Source organism: Methylobacterium sp. CCH5-D2, assembly GCF_001556475.1.
Classification (GTDB): domain Bacteria; phylum Pseudomonadota; class Alphaproteobacteria; order Rhizobiales; family Beijerinckiaceae; genus Methylobacterium; species Methylobacterium hispanicum.
On sequence record NZ_LSIX01000828.1, the window covers coordinates 1 to 1470 of the forward strand.

The following is a 1470-nucleotide window of genomic DNA, read 5'->3' on the forward strand; positions in this document are numbered from 1 at the left end:
GTGGAGGCCCGGCTCGGGGCGCGGCTGGCGCCCGGCGCGCTCGCGGCCCTGGTCGCCGCGCTCCCGGCGCAACCGTGATACTTCGCTTGATCCCCCGGAAGACGAGAGCCCGACCCATGGCGGTGCAGCATCCGACCCGCGGCCCGGCAGATCTGCCGCACCGCCTGCACTACGCCTGGGTGGTGGCGGGGGTGACCTTCGTGGTGCTGCTGATCGGCGCCGGGATCCGGGCGACGCCCGGCATCCTGATCGTGCCGCTGGAGCGCGAGTTCGGCTGGTCGACGGCCACGATCGCCGGGGCGGTGGCGGTCAACATCTTCCTGTACGGCATGATCGGCCCCTTCGCGGTGGCGATCATCGAGCGCTTCGGCCTGCGCCGCTCGGTCTGCGCCGCGCTCCTCGTGCTCGCCGCGGGCACCGCCGCGACGGTGTTCATGCGGGCCTCCTGGCAGATGGTGGCGCTCTGGGGCGTGCTGGTGGGCTCAGGCAGCGGCATGGTGGCCAACGTGCTGGGCGCGACGGTGGCCGGGCGCTGGTTCGGGCGCCACCGCGGCCTCGTGGTGGGGCTGCTGACCGCCAGCAGCGCCACGGGCCAGCTCGTCTTCCTGCCGCTCTTGGCCCACATCGTGGTCGATCACGGCTGGCGCGCGGTGGCGCTGACGGTGGCCGCGACCGCGCTCGGCCTCGTGCCGCTGGTGGCGCTGCTGATGCGCGACCGCCCGGCCGACCTCGGCCTGCCGCGCTACGGCGAGCGCGCGCTCCAGCCGGCCCCGAAGGGGGGCGTCAACCCGGCCCGGCGGGCGCTGCAGGGGCTGGCAGCGGGCGCGCGCAGCCGCGACTTCTGGCTCTTGGCCGGCACCTTCTTCGTCTGCGGCGCCTCGACCAACGGGCTCGTCGGCACCCACCTGATCCCGGCCTGCCTCGACCGCGGCATCCCGGAGGTGACGGCGGCCTCGATGCTGGCGCTCATGGGGATCTGCGACCTGCTCGGCACCACGGCGTCCGGCTGGCTCACCGACCGGGTCGATCCCCGCAAGCTGCTGGCGTGGTACTACGGCCTGCGCGGGCTCTCGCTCGTCTTCCTGCCCCAGGCCTTCGACGGCAGCCTCTACGGCCTCTCGCTCTTCGCGGTGTTCTACGGGCTCGACTGGATCGCCACCGTGCCGCCGACCGTGGCGCTCGCCGGCCGCGCCTTCGGCGAGGAGAACGCCGCGCTGATGTTCGGCTGGATCGCGGCGGCCCACCAGATCGGCGCGGCCTGCGCCGCCTGGGCGGCGGGCCTCGTCCGCACCGGCACGGGCGACTACGCCTCGGCCTTCGTGGCGGCGGGCTTCCTCTGCCTCGTCGCCGCCGCGATGGCGATGCTGATCGGCCGCGACGCCCCTCGCGCCGAGCCGGTGCCGGCCTGAAGGTCGGGGATCCCCAAGGGTGTCACACCCTTGGGCGGGGTCCGGGGCGCGCAGCCCCGGG

1 protein-coding gene is annotated in these 1470 nt (G+C 75.0%); it reads left to right on the forward strand.

What is annotated here, in order from left to right; all coding sequences use genetic code 11:
- Positions 1-116: 116 nt before the first annotated feature.
- Positions 117-1409 carry an MFS transporter gene (locus tag AX737_RS21785; protein ID WP_066924858.1) on the forward strand — a complete coding sequence of 431 codons (1293 nt, stop codon included), beginning with the start codon at positions 117-119 and terminating at the stop codon, positions 1407-1409.
- Positions 1410-1470: the final 61 nt, after the last annotated feature.